Consider the following 17,601-nt stretch of genomic DNA (forward strand, 5'->3'; position numbering starts at 1 on the left):
TGCCGCCAAACGGCTGATGGTTGCAGGTGACAAACTCGTACAAAAAAACCTCGCCCGCGGACTACACGGACGAGGTGTCTTGTTCAGCAGAATCGTTCTACGACACTACTGGTTCAACTGTTCTTCGATGGTTTCCTTCGAAGCCCGGCTGCCGAGCGATCCCCACAGACCATACACACTTTTCTTGCCGGTCTTGTAGAGCGCACCGGGTGCTCGTGGCGAATCCCAGGCACCGTTGGTGGGCGAGTTTTGGTCGCCGGATTCGACCGAATCGGTCATGAAGATCACCGCACCGTCACCCATCAAGATGTGGGCACCACCTTGGTGGCGGCTACTCGGCGGAGCCGAACCGACGTTGTCGTGCCAGCCGTTGAAGCAGACTTCCGAGTTCGGCGGTCGGATGGTGTTGACCATCGTCATGCCCATCGAGGCCCACGCCCAGTTCATGCCACGACCGTTGGTGTTCTCGGCGACAATCGGTGGCGGCGTGCATAGCGTTGCATCGTCACACCAAAACAGCGGCGAGTCGGGCAGAAGCTGATTGGCTTCGACGCAGTGCAGCGGGTTCTTCTCGACAACCCAACCACCGTTGGTGATCGAGAGCGAACTGCGTCTGTCGCGGTCGCCCAAGTCGGTCACGATTTCGGCCATCGCGATGGTGTTGGACAAGCCGTCCAAAACGTCGCGGAACTTGGTTGCCCGCTTGCGCGAGAAGTAACCGCGATCTGCGGCGCTAAACCAAATCGGGCGCCAATCATCTGGCGGCGGAGACAAGTTGCCTTCTTTGGGACCGTTGTCCCAAACCTGGCTGAACGAGTCACCGACACAAGCGGCGTAGTTGGTTCGTCCACGACCGGGACGTCCGGTTCCCGGATCGCTGGGGCAGCGAAGGGTGGGGATTTCGGTCGCCCAGGGAATGAATCGGTCGGTTTGGTCACCGCGGTCATGCCGCGGGTTGGGTCCCATCGGAGACCACAGACCGGTCGGCGTGTTCGGTGTCGAACCGTCCGTTGTTGCAGATCCACCCGCGGTGATCTGGTCCCAGATCGGTTGCTGCTCCATGAACGGCGTCAAGCCGACCATTGCGCTCAACTCTTCATTGTTGGTGGTCACCGAGCCTTCCCACCAAGAACCGACTCGCGTTCCACCTGCATTGTGACCCAGCCCGGTACCGCCGTTGTTGACGGGATTCTGCTTGTAGGCAGAGTGATAGTTCTGCAGCGCCAAGCCGATTTGCTTGAAGTTATTGCTACAGCTCATACGACGTGCGGCTTCGCGAGCCGCTTGGACTGCTGGAAGCAGCAGACCAACGAGAATACCAATAATGGCAATGACGACCAACAGTTCCACAAGCGTGAAACCACTCGTCAACGATTTCCGACGAACCATTTACGGTCTCCTGGAAAAGAGAGAGAGGGGAAAAGGAAAAAGGGATGATCAAATGACACTAATTGTGTCTAGAGCAGGCCACTTTACCCCTATCTCGCGGAATCGGAGTGAAGAATAAGACATCAATTGTTCACAATTCGCGAAAAAAACGGCAAAACAGTGGGTAGCCCAAAGCCCTGCAGAGGGGCGAATTTTTCACACACCCCTCCACTTTTGCCCTGCATCAACGCATTCACACGCTCGCGGGCTATCGATTTAGTCAACGTGATGAATTCAGCGCGATGTATTTAGCCCGGCGCCTGAGCGAGGGGCGCCGCGTGGCCCCTTGCTCACACATGCAGGCATCAATCGACAGCCCGCTCGCGTCATTCGTCCACTGCTAAGATAAGTCGCGACCGATTTCGAGTCGCAACGAACCGCTTCGATTTGGCCCGTCTAAACGATTCGCCTGATCATCGATTGACTTCAGCCGCGATCGAGCCGGCGTGGGGACGTCCCCATCGCCATGAGATCAAGAAGGGCCGTGAAATCAACAAGGATTGACACGGCCGCCGTCTTGGGGCGCTGTCTTGGGGCCACCCAAGGACTCGGTTGGCAAAAGAGACCAAGACAGCGTGACGACGAAACCGCGTGCCTACTTACTTTTTGGAGCGGTCGCCCGCGACGACCCGCCTTTACGCATCATTTCTTCGTATTGACGTTGCTGGTCGGCACTCATTGCGCCGTCTTCCTCGGTCACCGGTTCAATCACGGTTGGAGAGCCCGAACCACAACCGACCAGCGCGGGAACGGACAATCCGAGCAGCGCAACAAGGACAAGTAACTTCTTCATTTTGATTCCCTGATGAAAATAAACGGCCAATGAATGCCTGGTAGAAAAGGAAGACCCGCGATGCGCAAGAAGGATCTGGGCACATCGCCGCTCAGTCTAAGACGCCTTTATCCCCCCGTAAAGGAACTTTCACCCACAAAGCCACAAGCTACAGGGTGGACCAGTGAACCCCCTCGCCCTCTCGGATCCGCCCCAACGGACAGGACTTTTCCCGCGCTGGGTGACTAAAACCCTGCGTGGGCGGCGCCGTGCAGCTCGGCGAGTTCCGCGTCGGTCAGCCCCGCGATCCTGTCGGAATCAAACAGATGATCACGGGTCAGATGCGTTCGAAAGGTCATGCCACTGACGAGCGCCTCTTGGATCTCCACTTTCGCAAGCCAGACCCTGATCTCGCGGGTCGTCAGACTGCGCAGCCATTGGCTCGGTGGTCGACCATGACGGCCGCGCCGCTCATCACTCGAACGACCGGCGTCACTTTGCGAGCGGTCGCCGAATTCGACCGGCATTGTTTCTGGGTCTTGAATTTCAAAGACCAGATCGGCCAGCGAGGGTTTCATCGTAACCTGTCGATCCTGCCATGAATCGATCGCCACCAAGGGGCGTTTCAACCGTTTGCGATCGGCCGGGATCAAGATCACGTCGGGCACCAGGCTTTCGTCGAGGTACCCGGTTTGCCCGGTGTAGGCGTTCCCCGTTTCCCGGTGAATGGGAATGGTCACACCGGTGGTTTTCCAGTCGCCGCGGACGAGGTTCTCACGTTCATACCAACGCCAGGACGTGTTGTGCTCGATCGACCAGTGTTCGGCGAGCGACTCTCTCACAACCCCATCGGACGGACTCGGATTGTTGGGAAGCAGGTCGATTCCATCACTGCCGGCAATCGACGTCGCCACCGCAGTCAGATCATCGAGCGCACCGACCCTGATCCGCTCGCCGAGCGAGAGCGCTGCGAAGCCGAGCCAAAAGGCAAAGCGTCGCCGAGAATTGATGCCGGTGGTGGAATTCATCAGGGGAGGCCCGAGTGCTAAGGCAACGGACGATTCATGAAGGGTCGTTTGCTCTGGCCGAGGCCCGTAGGCCCCACGTCAAACGGCTGATCATCAATTGACATCAGCCGGTTCGCGCCAGCGTGAGGCCGCCGCGTCGTTGAGGTTCACTGAGCAGGCGTTGCGATGAAGGATTCGTCGGAAATGGTCCTCAAGCGACGCGTGCAGAGGCATTCACCACCGGTGGGTGACGTCCGCAATGGGCTGACCGCTACAACCGCTGTGACCTGACCGGGAATTGAGGACCAGGATCCGATCACCACCAGCGGAACGTCCACCGAAAATTCTCGACGGCGTCGTCCCTTCGGGGTGACATGCGAGCCGCGTCCCGACCGATTTCGGCGTAAAAGGTGACGAAGCGGTGTCGTTATTTCTTGTGGGGACAGTCAAAATGTCAGAGACTGACTGGTGCTGCCGATCGTCATGGCGCTGCCGAATCCCCAGGAGTCTGTTTTGAATCGTATCCCCGTCGCGGCCGTGCTGATCGTCTTGGTCGCGCTCGGCAGCATGGTCTCAAGGCACGCCCCACCCGCCGTCGCCCCCGCGGTAAAGGCGGCCGAACCGACGTATGTGGGTCGTCGAGTCTGTTTGGAATGCCACAGCGAGAACCATCAGCTGCACAGCCACCATGGCCACGCCACGACCTTTCGCAGCACCAAGGATCCTGAAGTGGCCGGCAAGTTTGTCGGCAAATCGTATGACGCCGGGGAACCGTTCGGCACGTACACCTACCACGCCGACGATCAAGGCTTGTTCGTCCGCATCCCAGAGAAGTTTGGAGATCAGCCGTTTCGCCTGGAGTACGCGCTCGGTCACAAGTCGATGACGCTGCTGTCCTTGTTGCCCGACCCGGACGAAGGAACGGTGGCGTTGGAGCATCGAGTGTCTTGGATGGCGGCGGCCGACTCATTGGGCAAAACGCCCGGCCAACATGACGGCATTCCGGAAACGGCGGCCGAACTATTCGGCCATCGTCACGAAGGTCGAATCATGCGCAAGTGCGTGTACTGCCATGTCACGACCGGCGAGATCGTCGATCAGCAGATTGTCGACCTGACTGCCAACGTGAACTGCGAGAAATGTCATGGGCCGGCGAGCGAACATGTTCGTCTAGCACGAGCCATGAAAACACCTCCGCCGTTCTCCGTCGGGCGCGCCGATTGGGATGCCGAATCGGAGCTGCAACTGTGTGGCGATTGCCATCGGATGCCGCGTGACATCTCGCGAAAGCAATTGCGTGAGTACCCGGATCTGTTGGCACGTTTTCAACCCGTCGGTCTGCTTCGCAGCGAGTGTTTCGTGCAATCCGGCGGACGACTGAAGTGCACGACCTGTCACAACCCTCATCAAACCATCTCAGCAACGACTCCGCGGGAACACGAACAAAACTGCCTTGCCTGTCACGCGGAGATGTCGGAGACCAATCAGGCCGCTGCGTCGCATGTGGTCTGTCCGGTTTCACCGACGACGGGATGCATCGAGTGTCACATGCCGGCGCTGAAGTTAGACGGATTGGGCGACGGCTTTCACGATCATTGGATCCGCGTGCGCGACGACAAATGAAATCGACACCCAACCTTGCTGCTGGTCTGCTGTGCGTCACCGTGTTGCTACTCGTCGGCTGCCGCAACGATGCGGCGACGATCGAAACTGGCCAAACAAGTTCCAACCCTGCGACGGACGTGCCGGGCGTCGCAGACGTTGTGGTCTCGCCTGGCTCGACCGATCGAGTTCCCGAAATCGATCGCTCGCCTGTTGAGCCGACGGGCGATCCGGCGAGTGAGTCGACACCGGCGTCGGCTGCCGTGGACGAACCACAGTTAGAGCCTGCGGAATTGCATGACGCGGCATTGACGGCGCTCGAATCGGATGATTTAGATCGCGCGTTTGCGTTGGCCCGCAAGGCGACCTCGGCGGCACCGGACGATCCACAATCCACGTTCTTGATGGCGCGAGTGCTGGCCGAGCGCAATCGGTTTCCCGAAGCCGTCAAGATGCTCGATGACTTGTTGGTCGAGCTGCCCGACGCCCGATTACCCATTTATGGTCAGACCGCAGATTGGTTGGTCCTGCAAGGCCGCTATGACGAAGCGGAAAAACGTTACCGCGAGATTTTAAAAGAAGTCCCCGACGCCAGCATGGCTCAACGAACACTCGCGCAACTGCTGTTGCGCCAAGGGCGGCGATCGGAAGCGGCCACGTATCTTCGTCAGTTGTGCCAAAGCGGTGTCGTCGAACCATCCAACCTCAGGTCGCTGTTGCGGCTGGCTTATCCGTTTGCCGCAGACGCCAATACCGACGAACTGGAACCGATCGGTCTGCTGGGCCGAGCGAGATTTGAAATCAGCCAAGGCAACTGGCAAGACGCGTTGCAGACGCTCAAGCAGACCGACTCAAACGATCCAGATCTTGATGCGCTCGTCGGACGTATTCACGCCCAAATGCACCTTCAAGGACAGGACAGCGAAGCGCTCACCCGATGGGCGCAATCGTCGCGGTCGACGCCGAACGATGCATCGGATTACTGGTTCGCGATGGCCACCCATCATGCCAATCAGGGTGAGCATCAAAAAGCGGTCCGGTGTCTTTGCAACGCCATCATGCGCGACCCGACCGATGCAGCGTCCTATCGGCTGATGGCTGAATCATTCCATGCATTGGACTTGGATGACCGAGCCGCCGAAGCATCCCGCCGCGCCGAGCTGATCGCCGAGACGCATCAGATCGGCGAGCAAATGGCTTCCGATCCAGACATCGACCTCGACCAGGTCTCGCGTTTGGCCGAGTTGTTGGACGAACTGGCTCGTCCGTTGGAAGCGTTGGCGTGGCGCACCGTACGGGTCGCGCTGGAACGTTCGCGTGGGACGCTGTCCGCCCAAGAGGCATCGCAGGCAATTGCCGAAATCAATCGCGACCGATTGCAGCGTCTGCAGTCCGGCGTGGCGAAATCGACCGAAGCGTTTCATGCATTCTTGTGCAGTGGACACGATGGAACAAGTTCCCAATGATAAGCATCCAATCGCGGACGACTTCACCCAATTGCGAAAGTTTGACTGCCACTCCAAGCCGCCGTCTCGGGTAAGATAAATGGCATGCGAGAGGAGACCGGAATCCAGCCGAAAGCCGGGGTGGCGGAGGACGACGAGGTCGTCGACGAGTTCCTGCGTCGCGCCCCGGCGGCATTGGTCAGCTTGATCGTCCATTTGGTCGTGCTGATTGGTCTGGCATTGCTTAGCTATCGCATCGAAGTCAACGAACCGTTTGTGATCGAGATCGGTGAACCGATCGATCAGAAACCGCCCGAGATCCAGTCGATCGTGATCGACAAGATCGAACTGGATGTCGAACCGGCCGTGGAAGACGTCGTCGCCGTGCCGATCGAGCTGGACGCCATTGAGATTCAGGGGACAAACGTCCAGCCAGACGTCGACGTGGAAATCCTGTTCAGCGGCGCGTTGAAGGGCTATTCGCGGGGGTTCTCCAACCGGATTCGCGATGCGCAACTCAACGGCATCGACATCGCGGTGGTGTTTGATAGCACCGGCAGCATGAAAAGTGAAATCCATGCGGTCAAACGACGGATCAGCGAGATCGGCAAGGTCGTCTTGGAAAAGGTCCCCAAGGCGAGGTTTTCTCTGGCGACCTATCGGGATTTAAACGAAGCCTATCTCGTCCGCGGCATTGAACTGGATAGCGACGTCCAAAAGGTGCAAAGTTTCGTCAATGCCGCGGACGCCCAGGGTGGGGGCGACCACCCCGAAGCCGTTCAGGCCGGGATGGCGTGGGCGCTCCGGACCAACCGGTTTCGCCCACAAGCTCAGAAGGTGATGCTGGTCTTTGGAGACGCGCCGCCGCATCGGTCCGACGTGCAAACCTGTCTGGACCTGGCCAAGGAGTTCCACGGCTATGACAAGGGACGCGTTTACACCGTGACGTGCCGCAGTGCCACACCAATGCCCGAGTTCTATTTGATCGCCCAGGCCGGCGGTGGCGAAGCGTTTGTGATGAAGGACAGCGAACGGTTGATGGAGTATCTGTTGGTGATGGCGTTCGGTCCCGAACATCGCGAACAGGTGTTGAAGTTCTTTCAGATACGAAACACCGATCGTCGGCAGCGTCCGGGGGATCGCCGATCACGCCGCCGCGGCCGAATTTAGGAGTTTCACAAACTCTCTTTTCAGCGACGGCCAGAATTTGGTACAGACCGTCGGTTGATGGATTCGGGCGGTTGCGGTTCGATTGGGCAATAGGTTTGCGAGTGTGATCCAAAATGAGAGTTTTATACGAAGGCGCGATCTTCCAGATCCTGCGTTGGGGCGGTGTGGCCCGTTACTTCAGCGAGCTGATCCACCACTTGCCAACCGATTGCCAGCCGGCGGTGGTCGGTCCGGCCGCTGACGAGCCTGAACTTTGCAACCCACAATTGCGCTATCACGGGGTGCAAACGGAGCCATCGGTTTCCTGGCTGAGAAAACTGACGCGTGATCGCATGCAGCGTCAAATCACCCAGCAATTCGACGCCATCGACGCCGACGTGGAGCATTGGACGTACTACAGCGGCTTGTGTCGGCGGGCGATTCGGCGGGGCAACCGTCCGCTGGTCGCGACGATTCTGGACTTTGTGCACGAGGCCGTTCCGTCGCTCGATCCGACCGGCAAACACATCGCCCTGAAATACGATGCGATTGCGGCGGCGGATCATCTGATTTGCATTTCCCAGGCGACCCACGATGAGCTGTGTGATCGCTTTCCCGATTGTCGCGGCAAGGCATCGGTGATTCCGCTCGGGACCTCTCTGTCGGACATCACGCCCGCGCCGCTGCCGGATGTCTTGACGGACAAGCCTTACGTGTTGTTCGTCGGTCGTCGCAACAGTTACAAGAACTTTGAAGTCGTTTGGAACGCGTGGAAACGATTGCGCGGCACGTTGCCCGAGGAAGCTAAACTGGTCGTGGTCGGACCGCCGATGAAACGTCGCGAGGCGGCGCAGCTGGAGTGGCGGGATGACGGCTCGGCCATTTTGATGCCGAATGTTCCCGATGCGTTGTTGCGGACGCTGTACGAGCATTCCCGTGGATTCTTGTTTCCGTCCCGCGCCGAAGGGTTCGGGTTGCCGTCGCTCGAAGCGATGTCAGCGGGTACCCCCGTGATGGTTTCCGATCTGCCGGTGATGCGTGAAGTGGTCGGCGAGTGCGGGTACTACTTTGATCCCGACGATGTCGAAATGGTTGCCCAGATGATGCGTTCGGCGCTGACCGATGCGTTGCCGATGCAGCAGGAGATCGTGCAGGCGGCGCGACAGCGGGCGGCGAGTTTCACCTGGCAGACCACGGCACAGCGCACGGCCGCGGTCTATCGAGGATTGGTGGAGAACGCCAAACCGTCCCGCGACCGATTGTTGTGTGCGGTCTAGCTCGACTCTCATCCGCAATTCCTTTTCACCGGTCTGCAAAAGAAACAATGACGATGGACTGTCTGGTATGTCGCCACAATGCCGATTCGTTCGCCCACGCGACGATTTTGGGCAAATACGAAATTGAATACTTCCGCTGTCGGGATTGCCACTTCATTCAGACCGAAAAACCGTATTGGTTGGAAGAGGCCTACGGCGATGCCATCATTGCTTCCGATGTCGGACTGATCGCACGCAACGAACGGTTCGCTCGGATCACCGATCTGCTGCTGCGATTCATTTATCCCAAGGCCTTTCATTGCCTGGACTATGGCGGCGGCTACGGGATGTTCACGCGAATGATGCGTGACCGCGGACACCATTTTCTGCATCGTGACCCGTACTGTCAAAACCTGTTTGCCGCGGGGTTGGAAGCCGAATCGTCTGCCAACGGATTTGATTTTTTGACAGCGTTTGAGGTTTTTGAACACTTTGAAAATCCGCACAGGGAATTGCAACGGATGGATGCGACGGCCGATCACTGGCTGATCTCCACCGAGCCGGTTCCCGATCCCGCCCCGCAACCCGATCAGTGGTGGTACTACGTCTTGGACGGCGGCCAACACATCAGTCTGTGGTCCAAGCGGGCGTTGCAGACCGTCGCGGCGCACTATGGGCGTCAACTGGTTTCCTATCGCGGGATACACCTGATGAGTCAATCAAAGATCAACCCGCTGTGGGTCACCCAGATCTTGAGAGACAAAGCCAGCCGAGTCCTAACCCCATTCCGGCGGCGAAGGTCCTTGTTGCAAGACGACTTTCAACGGGCCGTCGCCACGGTACGTCGCGCGGCGTGATGCGGCGTAGGGCGGATTGTCCTTCGTGTCTGCTCCTTTCACGACCGCGACGCCACGGCGGTGACTCTTGACGATTTAGCGGGATTGCCTCCGAGCCCCGTGGTTACCGCTTGATCAAATCCGCCAACTCCTTGGCGGCGGTGGCGATGGAATGTTTTTCGTCGACGCCGCGCCGGCCGGCTTCGGCCAGCGCGCGTCGTCGGCTCGGATCCGCTTTCAGTTCTTCGATCGCGGCGCAGAGGGCATCGATGCTGTCCGGGGCGACCAACACACCGCCGCCGGTGGAACGAACCAATTCACCGAAGGCACCGTGGTCGGGCATCACGACCGGTGTTCCGGCCGCCAAAGACTCCAACACAAACAATCCTTTGGGGTCTTCGTATTCGGTGGGCACGCTCAACAGATCGATGCTTTGCAGGAAACGCACCTTGCCGGCCAAATCGGGGCTGCCGTGATAGGTGAACCGGTCGGCCAGTCCCGCATCCTGTAAACGTTTTTGGAGCGAGCGCAGGTAGGGTTCGTTTCCGTTGCCCAGCCAACCGGCCGCGTGCAATGTGATGGTCGGGTCGTCGGCGGCGATGCGTTCAAAGGCTTCGACCAAGCGATGCAATCCTTTCTCCGGTGCGATGCGGGCCAGGTATCCCAAACGAAATTCGCCTGCGGACGGTTCGTTGGGTCGATCGCTCGTCCTAAACGGTGCCGGATCGATCGAGAGCGGCGTGATGACCAGTTTCTCGTCGGGAATCTCGAACAGCGCGCCCATTTTTTGGGCGTAGAACTGGCTGTGGACACAGAAGTAATCCACGTACCGGACCAGGTGGGTGCAAAGTTCGATCGCCGCACTGCGGGCCGCTTGGGGGAGATGATCGAGAAAGATGTCATCGCCCTGCAGCACCACGATCAACTTGGCGTCGGGCAACCGCTCACGCAGTTGCGGCAGTCCTCCGCCGATCAAAAGATTCGTCAGCACGACGGCGTCGGGTTTAAGCTCCGTGGTGATCCAGTCGGTCAAACGATTGAATTCTTCGGCTTGGCGGCCGTCGGCTCCGCGCAACATCGAAACAGACAGCTCGCCGAGTTTGGCCGGATCGACGCCGCCGGCACGCCGCGTCGCCCAGCGGACCAGCATGGGAGCATCCAACAGGCCGCGGACCGGGCGGGGCAGGAACCGCAACCAGGGCATCTGTTGCAACAAATAGACGTGAATGCCGCCAAGAAACACCTTCCCAACGGCAACACTTTCTTCGTCCGTCCGAATCGGCGTGTACACCGGCTGCAGAATGCACTCGACGTCGATGGAGGCCAATGCCCGGGCAATCGCATTGTCGTGCATGCAACTGCCGCAAAACATTCCTGCAGCTCCAGCGGTCAAATACACAACTTTCATGGGGGGGGTACGGATTGGGGGGAAACTGTAGGAAAACGCTCGTTGTGACTATAGCGGACCGTTTCTATACTCCGCCCTGTCAGATCCAATCAACTGTCAGATCCAATCAACTGTTAGTCCCACCCCACGGGCATACCCAATTACCTGGCGGTCGCGATGAAGCGGCCGCCGCGATCAACCGGCGACAACCGTAACCCACTGGAAACCCTAGGGGCGATGCGTCGGACCGTTTCTCACCCCAAAACGCAACTATGAGTCTTTCCAGCGACCCGGCGCCCGTCACGTCGTCTCAAATCCACCCCATTGAGCAGTCGAGTGCACCGTACTATTGGGGCATCGACATTGGCGGCACCGGGATCAAACTCGGTTTGGTCGATGAACAGGGCTACACGGTCGCTTATGAGAAAATCCCGACCCGTGAGGGCGAGGGAGCTCCGGCGGCGATGCAACGAATCGCCGACGTGGTCTCGGAGGTCGAGAGCCGTTTGGGTGTCGTCGGACAGGTTCCACACATCGGCTTGGGCGCCCCCGGGCCGATGGACCTTGCCAACGGACTTTTGGTCGCCCCGCCGCAATTGCCTTCCTGGTGGGGATTTGCAATTGTTGATGCACTCAAGGCGTTGCTCGGACGTCCGATTTCGTTCTTGAACGACGCCAACGCGGCAGCATTTGGGGAATTTTGGATCGGGACGGGACGGGATTCGAACTCGATGATTCTGTTGACCCTGGGCACGGGCGTCGGCGGAGGAATCATCGTGGACGGCGAGTTGGTCAACGGAGTGAACAGTTTCGGCAGCGAATGTGGGCACATCCTGGTGGATCCGTCGCCGAAAGCACGGTTGTGTGTCTGGGGCGGGGGCCGCGGGCAACTGGAGGCCTATGCCAGCGCCAGCGCCGTGGTGGACCGCACCCGCGAACGGTTGACCGCGGGCGCCGAGAGTTCGCTCAGTGGCCTACTGGGGGGCAGCAACAGCGAATTGACGGCGAAAAAGGTTTACGAGGCGGCCGATGAAGGAGACGCCGTGGCACTTGAAATCGTGGACGAAACGGCACAATGGCTGGGGATCGGGATCACGTCATTGGTGCACGCACTGGACCCCGGCGTGGTAACGCTGGGCGGCGCGATGAACTTTGGCGGCAGCGGTTGCCCGATCGGAGAACGGTTTTTGTCCGGCATTATCGAAGAATTCAAAAGCCGGACGTTTGAAAATGTATTTGACGGCACCTCCATCGCATTCGCGAACTTGGGTGCCGACGCGGGATACCTCGGATTGGCCGGGTACGCGCGAAAACAAGCAATGAAACAATCATGACCAAACAGATTCGAAACTTCTGCATCATCGCCCACATCGATCACGGCAAGAGCACGCTCGCCGACCGACTGCTCGAGGAGACGGGGACGGTCAGCACACGACAGATGAAAGAGCAATTGCTGGACGATCTGGAACTGGAACGTCAGCGAGGCATCACCATCAAAGCCCGCGCGGTCGCGATGCGCTACAAACGCGGGAACGTGGACTATGAATTGAACTTGATCGACACGCCCGGCCACGTCGACTTTCAATACGAAGTGTCGCGATCGTTGGCCTGTTGCGAAGGCGCCTTGCTGTTGGTCGACGCCTTTCAGGGAGTGGAGGCTCAGACAGTCGCCAATGCCTACGCAGCGATGGAGCATGACCTGCACATCATCCCGGTCATCAACAAAATTGATCTGACGCACGCGCGGCCGGACGAAGTGGCCGAAGAGATGATGCACTCGCTGGGAACCGATCCGGACGACTGCGTTCGGGTCAGTGCCAAGACCGGCGAAGGTGTCGCGGCGCTGGTCGATGCGATCGTCGATCGGATTCCCGCCCCGACCGGTGACCCGCAAGCAACCCTGCAAGCGATGGTCTTTGATTCCAACTACGACGACTACCGCGGCGCGATCACTTACGTTCGCGTGATGCAGGGAACGGTACGCAAGGGACAGAAGATCAAATTCCTCCGCGCCGGAACGGCTCATGAAGTCGTCGAATTGGGCCAGTTCGCGCCCCAGCGTGTCGCTCGCGACGAATTGGTGGCCGGCCAAGTCGGCTATCTGATCTGCAACATCAAAAGCATCGGTGACGTGCACATCGGGGACACCGTCAGCATCGCCGGCGACAACCCCGCCCCGGCACTGCCGGGCTACGCCCGTCCCAAGCGGATGGTTTACTGCGGGCTATTCCCCAGCGACGGACAGAACTTCAGTGACCTCCGCGACGCCTTGGAGCGGTTGGCGGTCAATGATCCCAGTTTCGAATTCGAGCCCGAGACCAGTGACGCGCTGGGGTTCGGATTCCGCTGCGGATTCCTGGGGCTGTTGCACATGGAGATCATCCAGCAACGGTTGGAGAACGAATCGGACATCGACCTGGTGCAAACCGCGCCCAACGTCACCTACGAGATCGTCAACAAGCGTGGCGAGACGAAGACGGTGCACAAACCGCAAGACGTCCCGGATCCGGGCGACATCGAAGAGTTTCGTCAGCCCATCGTGCGATGCAACATCATCGTCCCGACCGACTTCATCGGTGCGGTGATGAAACTGTGTCAAGAACGACGCGGCATTCAGAAGTCTCAAGAATACCTGGGTGCCCAGCGGGCGATGTTGACCTACGACATCCCGTTGGCCGAAGTCGTCTATGACCTGCACGATAAAATCAAAAGCTGCACCCGCGGCTACGGAACGTTGGACTACGAGATGGTCGGTTACGAAGCCGCCGATTTGTGCCGCTTGGACTTTTTGGTCAACGGCAACCGGGTCGACGCGTTAAGCATCGTTTGCAACCGGGCCGATGCCGACCGACGCGGACGCGCGGTCGCCAAGAAGCTGAAAAGCGAAATCGACCGGCACATGTTCGAAGTCGCGGTCCAAGCCGCCGTCGGCAGTCGCGTCATCGCCCGAGAAACCGTCCCGGCGATGCGAAAGAATGTGACGGCCAAATGCTACGGCGGTGACATCACGCGGAAACGCAAGCTGTTGCAGAAACAGAAAGAAGGCAAGAAACGCATGAAGGCGGTCGGCAACGTCGAGATCAGCCAAAAAGCGTTCATGGCCGTGCTGAGCGAAGCCGAGGGAGGTTGATCCGCGGTCGCTTTTCGGCGGATCGGGTAAGAAGATTTCGGGGGTAGGAAAATTGTGAAAAACACCCTCCATTGAACGAAGCGAATCTTCCTGCCTGCAAAATTTTCCTACCTCCCCACCCAGCCGCGGTGTCCAATTGCGTTGGTGGGAGCCAGTGCCCGCTTTGCCTCCGCTTCGTCTTTGACGAAACCGTTTTCGTAGACCGCGACGACCACGCCGCCGATTCCCAGCAAGAAGACCTGCACCATCGGGATGATGGTCATGTTGTGGAACATGGCGTTGGGAAAGTAGCAGGCCAGAATCCCGACCGTCAGGAGTCCGACCCGGCGCCGGTCCAGTGGCAAGGAACCATCGGTGGCCATCCGCCATCCGTAGCCGGCCAGCGTCACGAGGACCACCAGGAACAGTCCCAATCCGATCAGGCCCGAATCGACCAGGAACGCCAGAAAGACATTGTGGTGGCTGTAGGATCGAACGCGTTCCAACGGCAGACCATAATCCCGAATCGTGTGGTACGCATCGTGACGTTGGAAGTACTGTCCGTATCCGTGACCGGTCAACGGTTTGTCTTTAAACATCTCCCACGCGACGGTGGCCAAAAGGGGGCGAAGCTCAATCGACTTGGCGGCATCGGCGGCGGAGAGCGCTTTGTCACGCTTGAATGCCATCAGTTGTTCTTTCAAACCCATCGCCATCGCCCCGGCCAATAGCACGATGGCGGCCAATCCGATCACTCGCACCCAACGGGGACTGTGGACCATTGCCACAATTGCCACCGCGCCGGCGACCCCCAACCAGCAACTGCGTGTCAGCGTCGCGTACCCGCCGACCAACAGGATCACGCCGATCGCGGCGTAGATCGCTTTGGTCCGGCGATCGCTGCCGATGAAGCAGGCGGCGACCGCGGCCATGGCGACGCCGATGATGAATCCATTGCCCGCTGGGTTTAACAACGGTCCGCGACCGCGGCCGAGAAACATCCAAACGTCCGGGTCGAGGATGTGTTTGGGATACACAAAGGCGTGCCACCCTTTGACTTCACAAACCGCGGTGAAGGAAAGATAGACCCCCAATCCGATCAGCGCGTGCAGCAACCACCACAAGTCGCTTCGGCGGAACGGCGTGACCCGCGCGACGCAGTAAACGGCGATCGGCATGAAGATATAAAACAGCCAGCGGGCGGTCGGATCGACCAGCGTCTCGCTCAGGTCACCACCGCGGCTACGTTGGAACAGGTAGACGACGAACACCAACAAGCAGACATCGACGCGATTGACCGGCGACAGTTTCAGTTTGCCGAGTCGCCACTGGACGGCGGCCAAACCGATCAGGAACGCCCACAGCATGCGGTCCAAGCTGATCTGGATCGGCCCGTCGAAGGCCAGGAAGGGAGGTCCGAACACGGTCCCGGTCAACAACAGCAGCGTCAGCATGCTGGCCAGACGCCCGTCTTTGATGAGCGGGACCAGCCAGACGACGACGGCGAGTGCGAACAGGAGAGCCAGTAAGTTCATCGGAAACACGAAGGAAGCGGGCGTTTGTCGCTCGGCGGTGATCGCCGAGAGTTTGTTCGGTGCAAACAAGTGACAACGGGTTCCCAACCATAGGTGCCAGATGCATCTCGCCCGGCGGAAATTCGAACGCAATCCCATGCGGCCGAGGGTGTCCCAGAGCGTTTCGCCGGCGCATCGGGAACAACCGCTACCAGGTCACCCCGGTCGGCAAACCAAACCGTGAATCGCCAGCGCACGAGCATGAGTGTTGGTGTGCAGGCTTCAGCCGCCCCGTTTCGCTGCGTAGCAGCGACAGCGAATCGCCTAAAGAGACCGTCCAGCTTACGAGCGATATTTGCTGGCAAAAAAAATGGCCTCGCCGCTATAGGAGATTCGCACTAAATGTGCGAGTGCTTTCTTCTCCAAACGACAGGCCATTGGCAAGGATAGCCATGATTCGCGTTCAAAAAAATAGCATTCCGCGAGAATCCGCTCGGTCCGGGAGACCCGAAATGGGAAAAACTCCGAGAGAGATTCGCTGACGATAACCATGTCCAAGCGGTTTTAAGAACCATCGCCGTAGTCGATATTGACTCGCTTCACGCGGCGTATCGCGGCACTGGATCGAAGCCATTTCGCCCTGAATGTTTGCTTGCCATTGCCTTGGTCGAGACTCTTAAAGGCGTCACTTCACCGGCGGCATGGCACTCGGATGCCAGCACTCGCGATCAGTGTAAGTTCGTTGGCAACGGCGTCTGTCCTTCACGTACCGCCTGGTACGATTTCCGAGATCGATGCGGGAAGTTTATTGATGACGTTCATCAATCTCTTGTCACCGACGCGATCAACAAGGAACTGATCGATCCACACGAATGTTCGATCGACGGTACCTTTACAGCCGCCGCCGCTTCGCGTCACAAAATCTTCAATCTCAAACAAATCAATCGTCGCCTAGCGAAGCTCAAACGCATCATCCGAGAGCTCGACGATCCCGATCAAACAGCTTCTTCGAAACGCGTCAAAGCCATTCCGAATTGGGTAGGCAAAACGCCCGTTGGTCGCCAAGACCAGCGCCGTCGGCTTGCCGATGCGAAACGTCGAATGCTCGAAAATATTGGGAAAAATCGACTCAAACCCAGCCGCTACCGGAAAGATGAGTCGCGAATGGTCATCAGCCCCGCTGATATCGACGCCGTGATTGGCAAAGACAAAAAAAAGGTGGTTCGTCCACTTTACAATGTTCAGTACATGACGGACTGTGCCAGTGACGTGATTGTCGCTTATGGGGTTTGGGCGCAGAACAACGACAATGGAACGTTAGTTCCGATGATTCAGAAGACAAAAGCAATGACCGCTGGGCGACTTCGTAAGGTCCATGCTGACTCGGGATACTGTTCAATACTCGATCTTCAAGACTGCACCAACGAGAACATCGATCTGTTCGCTCCGGTTCCGAACAACACGGCAGCATCCCGCAAGCTTCCTAACGGTGAGATCCAGATTCCATCGAAAGACTTTTGCTTCGACGAATCCACACGCACGATGACTTGTCCCAATGGAAATGAGATGAGATTCGTCAAAGAGGTCCAAGTTCCGCGTGCATGTGGTCGCACCGTTGGTGAATTGCGTTTTGAGCAATCTGCTTCGGTCTGCTCGGCTTGCCCGCTTGCTTTTCGGTGCATCGGTGGCAAGTCAAAGCGGCGCACAGTTGCTCGCCAAAGTCAGCAAGGAGTTCTTGATGCCCAAAAAACGAAAATGGAGAGCGAGCAAGGCAAACGGAGCGGTCGACTACGTGGCCAAGTAATCGAACGGCGGTTCGCTGATGGAAAATTACATCGCAATCAGGAGCCCCAAAACGGACGTGGCCTGCACCGAGTGCGCCCCGAGGTGGGACTCCTCGCGGTTGCGCAGAACACCCTGACCCTGTACAACCTCGAAAAACGCGGGCCAAAGCCCGCCACCTAAGCTGGACGGTCTCTAAAGGCTAGACACCAACGATGGCTGAATCGCACAAGCATGAGTGTTGGTGTGCAGGCTTCAGCCGCCCCTTTTCGCTGCGTAGCAGCGAAAAGGAATCGCCTAAAGGCTAGACACCA

The 17,601-nt window shown here is 58.5% G+C and carries 13 protein-coding genes; 8 read left to right on the top strand and 5 right to left on the bottom strand.

The genetic code is table 11. The features are described 5' to 3' along the window. Nucleotides 1-105: 105 nt before the first annotated feature. The 3 genes from TBK1r_RS16000 to TBK1r_RS16010 all read right to left on the bottom strand — a co-directional run bounded on the left by TBK1r_RS16000 (nt 106) and on the right by TBK1r_RS16010 (nt 3,228). Nucleotides 106-1,389, bottom strand: a complete 1,284-nt coding sequence (locus TBK1r_RS16000; protein WP_145212548.1) for a DUF1559 domain-containing protein — start codon at nt 1,387-1,389, stop codon at nt 106-108. Nucleotides 1,390-2,023: 634 nt separating this feature from the next. Further along, nucleotides 2,024-2,221: a hypothetical protein gene (locus tag TBK1r_RS16005; protein ID WP_145212551.1), complete on the bottom strand. Its 198-nt coding sequence runs from the start codon at nt 2,219-2,221 to the stop codon at nt 2,024-2,026. Between the two features lie 224 nt (nt 2,222-2,445). Continuing rightward, on the bottom strand, nt 2,446-3,228 hold the full coding sequence (locus TBK1r_RS16010; RefSeq protein ID WP_145212554.1) for a hypothetical protein: 783 nt from the start codon (nt 3,226-3,228) through the stop codon (nt 2,446-2,448). A 492-nt stretch (nt 3,229-3,720) separates the two neighbouring features. Between TBK1r_RS16010 and TBK1r_RS16015 the strand changes: the two genes are divergently transcribed. The 5 genes from TBK1r_RS16015 to TBK1r_RS16035 all read left to right on the top strand — a co-directional run bounded on the left by TBK1r_RS16015 (nt 3,721) and on the right by TBK1r_RS16035 (nt 9,516). Next, nucleotides 3,721-4,830 carry a multiheme c-type cytochrome gene (locus TBK1r_RS16015; protein ID WP_419581400.1) on the top strand — a complete coding sequence of 370 codons (1,110 nt, stop codon included), beginning with the start codon at nt 3,721-3,723 and terminating at the stop codon, nt 4,828-4,830. Beyond that, nucleotides 4,827-6,275, top strand: coding sequence for a tetratricopeptide repeat protein (locus TBK1r_RS16020; protein ID WP_419581401.1), 1,449 nt, complete (start codon nt 4,827-4,829; stop codon nt 6,273-6,275). The genes TBK1r_RS16015 and TBK1r_RS16020 overlap by 4 nt, the downstream gene beginning before the upstream one ends. Nucleotides 6,276-6,359: 84 nt before the next feature. Beyond that, nucleotides 6,360-7,424, top strand: a complete 1,065-nt coding sequence (locus tag TBK1r_RS16025) for a vWA domain-containing protein (protein WP_145212564.1) — start codon at nt 6,360-6,362, stop codon at nt 7,422-7,424. Nucleotides 7,425-7,537: 113 nt separating this feature from the next. Beyond that, nucleotides 7,538-8,680, top strand: a complete 1,143-nt coding sequence (locus TBK1r_RS16030) for a glycosyltransferase family 4 protein (RefSeq protein WP_145212567.1) — start codon at nt 7,538-7,540, stop codon at nt 8,678-8,680. A gap of 53 nt (nt 8,681-8,733) precedes the next feature. Further along, the gene (locus TBK1r_RS16035) at nt 8,734-9,516 is read left to right on the top strand and encodes a class I SAM-dependent methyltransferase (protein WP_161501396.1); all 783 of its coding nucleotides are present in this window, start codon (nt 8,734-8,736) and stop codon (nt 9,514-9,516) included. Nucleotides 9,517-9,619: 103 nt separating this feature from the next. On the opposite strand, the gene TBK1r_RS16040 is transcribed toward TBK1r_RS16035, so the two are convergent. Further along, nucleotides 9,620-10,903: a glycosyltransferase family 4 protein gene (locus TBK1r_RS16040; protein WP_145212570.1), complete on the bottom strand. Its 1,284-nt coding sequence runs from the start codon at nt 10,901-10,903 to the stop codon at nt 9,620-9,622. Between the two features lie 251 nt (nt 10,904-11,154). Here TBK1r_RS16040 and TBK1r_RS16045 point away from each other — a divergent pair, with 251 nt between their 5' ends. Beyond that, nucleotides 11,155-12,216, top strand: coding sequence for an ROK family protein (locus TBK1r_RS16045; protein WP_145212572.1), 1,062 nt, complete (start codon nt 11,155-11,157; stop codon nt 12,214-12,216). Then, the gene (lepA, locus tag TBK1r_RS16050; RefSeq protein WP_145212576.1) at nt 12,213-14,012 is read left to right on the top strand and encodes a translation elongation factor 4; all 1,800 of its coding nucleotides are present in this window, start codon (nt 12,213-12,215) and stop codon (nt 14,010-14,012) included. The genes TBK1r_RS16045 and lepA overlap by 4 nt, the downstream gene beginning before the upstream one ends. 107 nt (nt 14,013-14,119) lie before the next feature. Here the strand turns inward: lepA and TBK1r_RS16055 are convergent, their stop codons facing one another. Beyond that, nucleotides 14,120-15,595 carry an O-antigen ligase family protein gene (locus tag TBK1r_RS16055; RefSeq protein ID WP_419581402.1) on the bottom strand — a complete coding sequence of 492 codons (1,476 nt, stop codon included), beginning with the start codon at nt 15,593-15,595 and terminating at the stop codon, nt 14,120-14,122. Between the two features lie 558 nt (nt 15,596-16,153). Here TBK1r_RS16055 and TBK1r_RS16060 point away from each other — a divergent pair. Then, nucleotides 16,154-17,470, top strand: a complete 1,317-nt coding sequence (locus TBK1r_RS16060) for a transposase (protein ID WP_419581403.1) — start codon at nt 16,154-16,156, stop codon at nt 17,468-17,470. Nucleotides 17,471-17,601 lie beyond the last annotated feature (131 nt).

The organism is Stieleria magnilauensis (assembly GCA_007753675.1).
Classification (GTDB): Bacteria; Planctomycetota; Planctomycetia; order Pirellulales; family Pirellulaceae; genus Stieleria; species Stieleria magnilauensis.